Annotated in this window: 7 protein-coding genes; 5 read left to right on the forward strand and 2 right to left on the reverse strand. The window is 68.7% G+C overall.

Annotation, left to right across the window (positions count from 1 at the left end):
* Positions 1-3: 3 nt before the first annotated feature.
* Positions 4-726: a tellurite resistance TerB family protein gene (locus tag ABCR83_RS05635; RefSeq protein WP_462693667.1), complete on the reverse strand. Its 723-nt coding sequence runs from the start codon at positions 724-726 to the stop codon at positions 4-6.
* A 198-nt stretch (positions 727-924) separates the two neighbouring features.
* The gene (leuA, locus tag ABCR83_RS05640; protein WP_462693668.1) at positions 925-2694 is read right to left on the reverse strand and encodes a 2-isopropylmalate synthase; all 1770 of its coding nucleotides are present in this window, start codon (positions 2692-2694) and stop codon (positions 925-927) included.
* A 356-nt stretch (positions 2695-3050) separates the two neighbouring features.
* Here leuA and ABCR83_RS05645 point away from each other — a divergent pair, with 356 nt between their 5' ends.
* From ABCR83_RS05645 to ABCR83_RS05665, 5 genes are all read left to right on the forward strand, one after another.
* Positions 3051-4112 carry a M4 family metallopeptidase gene (locus tag ABCR83_RS05645; RefSeq protein ID WP_462693669.1) on the forward strand — a complete coding sequence of 354 codons (1062 nt, stop codon included), beginning with the start codon at positions 3051-3053 and terminating at the stop codon, positions 4110-4112.
* 29 nt (positions 4113-4141) lie between these two features.
* Entirely contained in the window at positions 4142-4408 is a 267-nt protein-coding gene (locus ABCR83_RS05650; protein ID WP_462693670.1) for a protealysin inhibitor emfourin, read from the forward strand.
* Positions 4409-4473: 65 nt separating this feature from the next.
* Positions 4474-4794: a hypothetical protein gene (locus tag ABCR83_RS05655; protein WP_462693671.1), complete on the forward strand. Its 321-nt coding sequence runs from the start codon at positions 4474-4476 to the stop codon at positions 4792-4794.
* The gene (locus ABCR83_RS05660) at positions 4794-6143 is read left to right on the forward strand and encodes a hypothetical protein (protein WP_462693672.1); all 1350 of its coding nucleotides are present in this window, start codon (positions 4794-4796) and stop codon (positions 6141-6143) included. The genes ABCR83_RS05655 and ABCR83_RS05660 overlap by 1 nt, the downstream gene beginning before the upstream one ends.
* The gene (locus ABCR83_RS05665) at positions 6140-6982 is read left to right on the forward strand and encodes a hypothetical protein (RefSeq protein ID WP_462693673.1); all 843 of its coding nucleotides are present in this window, start codon (positions 6140-6142) and stop codon (positions 6980-6982) included. The genes ABCR83_RS05660 and ABCR83_RS05665 overlap by 4 nt, the downstream gene beginning before the upstream one ends.
* Positions 6983-7093 lie beyond the last annotated feature (111 nt).

Below are 7093 nucleotides of genomic sequence, written 5' to 3' on the forward strand. Positions count from 1 at the left end.
ACCCTACGACGGCGTACGCGCAGCCGTCAGCAGCCGGTCCGTGTCCTCCGGGCAGATCAGCAGGGCCCGCCCCACCGTCGCCAGCACTTCCCGCTCGGCCGGCCGGTACGGCCCGTCCGCCAGCGCGATCCGCGCCCCCTGCAACAGGATCGACTCCCGCCCCGCCGGAGCGAGATGCGGGGCCAGCGGCTCCAGCGCCTCGTGCAGTTCGATCGCCAGCGCCGTCCCACAGGGGTCGAACCCGTCCCGTCCCAGCTCCGCCGAGGAGGCGCACGCGCCCGGCAGCCGGCCGGTGTCCGCGGCCAGCGCCTCGATCAGCGTGATCAGCTGCTCCTCGCTGCAGTCCGCGAACCCCGCCGCCCGCACCGCGCCGACCGCCGCCCGGCGGACCGTACGGGCCTCCGTGCCGCCCGCGGCCAGCACCGCGAGGGCGACGGTGTGCACGGCGTCCCGGAGCATCGCGGAGAAGCGGGTGGTGGTGGGGTGGTCGAGGATGTCCATGGCGAACCGGGCGTGGCAGGCCGTGCACTCCACGATCGGCCCGACCGGGCCGCGCGGCAGCAGCGGCACCCCGAACGCCACCAGGCGGCGGCGGCCCGTACGGCGGTGGTAGTTGCGGTCGCCACCGCAGCCGGGGCAGAAGAACTCGCCGTCGCCGATGGTGCGCCATACGGTGCGTACGCCCAGCACACACCAGTCGGGGCTGTGTCGGCCTTGCGCGTGCATCACCGGGCACCTCCATAACGCCACGGCCCCGTGGCCGCGTTGACGTGATGTTAGCCACACCGATGATGTGGCGTCAGTACCTCGTGCACCGACTTCGGCCGAGCATGCCCGGAACGCGCCGCCGAGCCCACCGTATCCGGTGGTTTCGGCGGCGCGCCATTGACGACCGGACGCCAACTGGCCCCGGAACAACGGCCGTCAGCGTCGGTAGGCGCGATTCACCGCGGACACCACGGCCTTCAGCGAGGCGCGCGTCGTATTGGCGTCGATACCGATCCCCCACAGCACCTTGCCGTCGATCACGCACTCGATGTACGAGGCGGCCTGGGCGCCGGCGCCCTCGCTCATGGTGTGCTCGGTGTAGTCCAGCAGCCGGGCGTCGATCCCGACCGCGGCCAGCGCGTCGAAGAACGCGGAGATCGGACCGTTGCCCACGCCGTGCAGCACCGTGTCCGCACCGTCCAGCACGGCTTCCACGGTGAGCACGTCGGTGCCCTCGCCGGCCGTGGTGGTCTGCGCGGAGCGCAGCTCGATCCGGCCCCAGGCGCGGTCCTCGGTGGGCAGGTACTCGTCGCGGAAGGCCGACCAGATCTCCTGCGGGGTGACCTCGCCGCCCTCGGCGTCGGTCCGGGCCTGGATGATCTGCGAGAACTCGATCTGCATCCGGCGCGGCAGGTCCAGCTTGTGGTCGTTCTTCAGCACATAGGCGATACCGCCCTTGCCGGACTGCGAGTTGACGCGGATGACGGCCTCATAGGAGCGGCCGACGTCCTTGGGGTCGATCGGCAGGTACGGGACCGCCCACTCGATGTCGTCCACGCTCTTCCCGGCGGCGGCGGCGGTGGCCTCCATCGCCTCGAAGCCCTTCTTGATGGCGTCCTGGTGGGAGCCGGAGAAGGCGGTGTAGACCAGGTCGCCCGCATAGGGGTGGCGCGGGTGGACCTCCATCTGGGTGCAGTACTCGACGGTCCGGCGGACCTCGTCGATCTGCGAGAAGTCGATCTGCGGGTCGACGCCCTGGGAGAAGAGGTTCATGCCCAGGGTGACCAGGTCGACATTGCCGGTGCGCTCGCCCTGGCCGAACAGACAGCCCTCGACGCGGTCCGCCCCGGCCATCACCGCCAGCTCGGCCGCGGCGACGGCGGTGCCCCGGTCGTTGTGCGGGTGGACGGACAGACAGACGTGTTCGCGCCGGGACAGGTTGCGGGACATCCACTCGAAGCGGTCCGCATGGGTACTGGGCGTCGAACGCTCGACCGTGGCGGGCAGATTGAGGATGATCTCCCGGCCGTCCTCCGGCTGCCATACGTCCATCACGCCCTCGCAGACCTCCAGGGCGAAGTCCAGCTCGGTGTCGGTGAAGATCTCCGGGCTGTACTGATAGCCGAAGGCGGTCTCAGCACCGAGGATCTTGTCGGCGTACTCCATCACCAGCCGGGTCCCGTCGACCGCGATCTGCCTGACCTGCTCCCGCGAGCCCCGGAAGACGACCTTCCGGAAGAGCGGCGCGGTGGCGTTGTAGAGGTGGACGGTGGCCCGGTGCGCCCCGCGCAGCGACTCCACGGTCCGCGCGATCAGCTCCTCGCGCGCCTGGGTCAGGACGGAGATCGTCACGTCCTCGGGGATGGCGCCCTCTTCGATGATCGACCGTACAAAGTCAAAGTCCGTCTGCCCCGAGGAGGGGAAGCCGACCTCGATCTCCTTGTAGCCCATGCGCACCAGCAGGTCGAACATCTCGCGCTTGCGGGCCGGGGACATCGGGTCGATCAGCGCCTGGTTGCCGTCCCGCAGATCGGTGGACAGCCAGCGCGGCGCGGCGGTGATGCGATTGCCGGGCCAGGTGCGGTCGGGGATCTCCACGGCCTCGTACCGGCCGTAGCGGTGCACCGGCATCCCGGACGGCCGCTGGGTCACGGTGGCGGCGGTGAGCGGGGTGGGACGGCCGACGGAATCGAAAATCTTGGACATCTGTGCAGGGCTCCTCGGGTGTCCGCTGGAGGGGAGACCGACGAGGGATACCGTCTGCTGGGCACCACCGAACTCCGCGGAGAGGGGGTCGGCCTACGACTACAGGCCCTCACCGCGGCAGCTAAGAAGAAGCAGCCCGAAACGCATGATGTGCAGCACCCTAACCGAGGTCGCCGGAATGTGGCGGGGCGTATCAGCATCCGGGACGCAACGCTCCGGTCCGTCGCCTTCGTCCGCTCCGGTCCGGCGTCTCCATCCGCTCCGGTCCGTCGCCCGGAGCGGAGGCCCGCCACCCATTCTCATGAATCCCGGCACCGGGCAGTGACAGCCCCACCCGCCGGTGCCAGATTGCTGGGATGGACCCCACCGACACCAGCACCGTCCATCGCGGCATCGTCCCTCCACACCTGCTGGACCGGCTCGCCCAGGCCGAGGATCCCCGGCACCACGAGCCCGCCCGGAGCACCCTCGAGCACGACGCGGCCCTGCGCACCCGGCGCCGGATCACCGCGCTCCGCACCACGGCCGTGGCCGACACCGGCACCGCATCCGATCACCCCCAGCGCACCATCTACGACTCCCGGCACCAGCAGACCCTGCCGGGGCACGAGGTGCACGCCGAGGGAGCCCCGCCGTCCAAGGACGCCACAGTCAACCGCGCCAACGCGGGCCTCGGCGCGACCTTCGACTTCTACTTCAAGGTCTACGGCCGACACTCCATCGACGACGCCGGGCTGCCGCTGATCGCCTCCGTCCACTACGGCCAGAGCTATGACAACGCCTTCTGGGACGGCGAGCAGATGGTCTTCGGTGACGGCGACGGCCAGATCTTCCTGGACTTCACCATCCCCCTGGACGTCATCGGCCATGAACTGACCCATGGCGTCACCCAGCACACCGCCAACCTGGAGTACCACGGCCAGTCGGGCGCCCTCAACGAGTCCGTCTCGGATGTCTTCGGCTCGATGATCAAGCAGTACGCCCTCGGCCAGACCGCCGACCAGGCCGACTGGCTGATCGGCGCGGGCCTGCTCGCTCCGCAGGTCCACGGCACGGCGCTGCGCTCCATGAAGGCGCCCGGCACCGCCTATGACGACCCCAACCTGGGCCGGGACCCCCAGCCCGCCACCATGCACGACTACCTCCAGACCGCCCAGGACAACGGTGGCGTGCACATCAACTCCGGCATCCCCAACCACGCCTTCTATCTGCTGGCCACCGCCCTGGGCGGCCATGCCTGGGAACGGGCCGGAAAGATCTGGTACCAGACCCTGACCGGCGGCCAACTGCCCTCCGATGCCGATTTCGCCACCTTCGCCACCCAGACCGCCTCGGTGGCCCGGAGCCTGTACGGCGAGGGCGACGCGGTCCAGGCGGTGCTCAAGGCGTGGTCCCAGGTGGGCGTCCCCACCTCGTAACACGGAGCCCACCGGGCGACAATGACGCCATGCGGATCGTCATCACCCGGACCGGCGGATTCGCCGGCATTCAGCGCCGGGCCGAGCTGGACACCTCCGGCCGGCCCGACGCCAAACACCTGGAGGCCCTGGCACACCGGGCCCTCGCCCCCGGGCACCAGTCCCCGGTCAGGGGCGTCCCGGACGGCTTCCACTACGAAATCACGGTGGACAGCCGCAAGGTCCACTGCGCTGACCCCCATCTCACCCAGGAACAGCGGGAGTTGATCCACGCGGTGCTGCGCGAGGGCGCCTGACCCGAGCGATTTGGTGAACCGGCGGTTACCCTGTCGCGAACGCGTACCGAACAAGGGGACGACCGATGTACCCATACCCGGACATAGGCGTGCAGGCCGCGAGGCCCAAAACCGCTGCCGCCGACTTCCACACGGCCAGCTCCAACGGCCAGGACAAGACCAAGCTGGACGACCCCATCACCGCGGGCAACGCCCACTCCAACTGGGCGGTCGCGGCGGTCAACAACGACTGCGTCGGCGCCTGGCGCAACCGGCTGCACGACCTCGGGCACTCCGCCCGCGCCGCGGCCAAGGCCGTCCCGGCCGCCATGGACCTCTACACCGGCACGGACAAATCCCTCGCCGGGCGACTCGACCAGGACGCCGCCTCCCTGGAGGGCGCCTGATGGTCTCGGTGCCGGATCTCAAGAACGCCAAGCCCCAACTCTGGCGCGACGCCGCCGAAGACGTCCTCCGCGCGGCCAAACACTGCGCGGAAATCGGCGGCCTGGCCCGCGATGACGTCGCCGCGACCCTCCAGCAGTGCTGGGTAGGCGACACCGGCGAAAAAGCCCGCCGCGTCTTCGTCAAACACGCCGACGACTACGAGGCCGCCAACCTCTCCCTCCGCTCACTCACCAAGGTCTACGACGACCTCGCCGACGCCGTCGAAGCCGCCCAGCGCGACCTGCACAGCGCACTCGACTACGCCGGTTCGCACGGCCTGCACGTCGACGAAGGCGGCCGAATACAGGCCGCTACCGCTCCGCTCTCCCCCGGCGAGGCCGATTCGCAGAAAGAGGCGATGGAGCACGCCTTCGGCATCATCCGCGATGCCCTCACCAAGGCCACCAAGGCGGACACCGACGCCGCCGCCGCACTCCGCACCATCCGGGGCCTGACCGACATCAAGGACCCCAAGCTGGTCAAGGAAGGACTCACCGAAGGCAGTCCGCTCAATATCGCGTTGCGGATGGCCAACGGCCCGGGTGACCTGCACCCGGTCAATGTCTCCCCCGCCCAACTCGCCGCGATGGAACGGGCTTCCAAGGAAACCGGGATGAGCAGAAACCTGCTGCTCGCCATCCTCTGGCAGGAACAGCAGTCGTATCAGGAGGTCGAGAAGACCGGCGGTGGGCTGTACACCTGGTACGGGCGGCTCCGCGACTGGGGGCTCGAAGAGACCATCAAGCCGGACAAGTCGCTGGGCATCACCCATATGAAGCTGAAGACGGCGCGCTCGGTCATAGGGAGATACAAGGACGAGTTCACCGCCGGCGGTCGATCCCTCAATGAACTCAGCAACGCCCAGCTGGCCAAGTACATCGAAGAAAACCCCAACGAAGACATCCGCTTGAGCGCCTACTACCTCAAGAGCCTCCAGGAAAACCCCTACGGCGCTCGTACCGACAAGCAGTTGTTCATGCTCTACGCGGCCGACACTCAGCAAGTGCGCGAATCCAACGAGCGGTTCGGCGACGACACGGCCCACCGTGGCGAAGCGATAAGACGTCGTGCGCAGAACTGGGACCTGTTGCAACCTCATCTCGAGGACACACATCGCTGGAACGCGCTCACCGACGACCAACGTCGGCACGCTGTCCAGCAGTTCGAAAGCCAGATCCCCAAGGGGCATTCCTATAATCTGGACCCGATTTACGGGACGAACACCCCTTCAAGCGGCAGGGGAACAGGCGCTCCCAAACCAGGCACCCCCTCTCCGGAACCCGGCCCCCCTCCCACACCGCCCAAATGACAGCCATCCGCAAGAACACATTGATGCGCCGACTGCTGGCCGCGGGGGTGACGGTCGCCGTCCTCACCTCATGTGGGCTGACGAAGAACGGCAATCCACCGGCACTGCTTCCCATGCCCAGCAATGTCCCTACCACGCCCGACTACGCCACGGCCGATTCCATAGTGGAAGCCTTGGGCAAGGCGGGTTTGCCCTGCAAGATCCTGCGCAGAGCCGAGACAGACCCAGGTTTCGGCACCGGTCTGGACTGCCAGGCAGAGATACAGGGCACCAAATTCGAGAACGAGATCAACGTCTCCAACCCACAAAGGTCCGACTACCGGAAGCAGAACGGCGACTCCATCGGGCTCCGCCGCAAGCCCCCGACCAGCCATACCCTCGTGGCCGCCGGCAACTGGTTCATCTGGGTCAGGAACCCCCGTTTCGCGCCTCAGGTGGCCAAGGCGCTGAGCGGTGTCGTCCTCCCACCAGATGAAGTAAAGATCCCCAAGTATCCGCTGCCCGACATCCCGGGCGCCCCTCGTTACCGCACAGTGAACGCCCTGGCCGACGCGCTCGACACGGCCGTCGGCTGCACCAACCGCAGCGCAGGCGGAAGCGGCACACTCACCTGCACCACCGGAAAACGCACCGGCCACTCCCCCAACTGCGCAACCCTCGCCCTCTACACCACCGACACCGACCGCGACACCGACCTGCGCTCCACCATCGCCTACCAGGGCGTCCCCGCGACCCTGGTCGCCGCCGGGAACTGGACGGTCAACCTCTGCGACAGCAGCCTCGGCACCCAGGTCGCCGAGGCACTGCACGGCCGCGTCATCTCCTACGACGGCACCTGACCCGGGCTACCTACCGCCGGGGCTGGCGCGTACGGTCGCGGACCATGGCGCGGAGCGCGTCGACGTAGTGGTGAACGGCGGTGGCGACCTCGGCCGGGCCCGGATCCGTCG

This window comes from Streptomyces xingningensis (assembly GCF_054957865.1).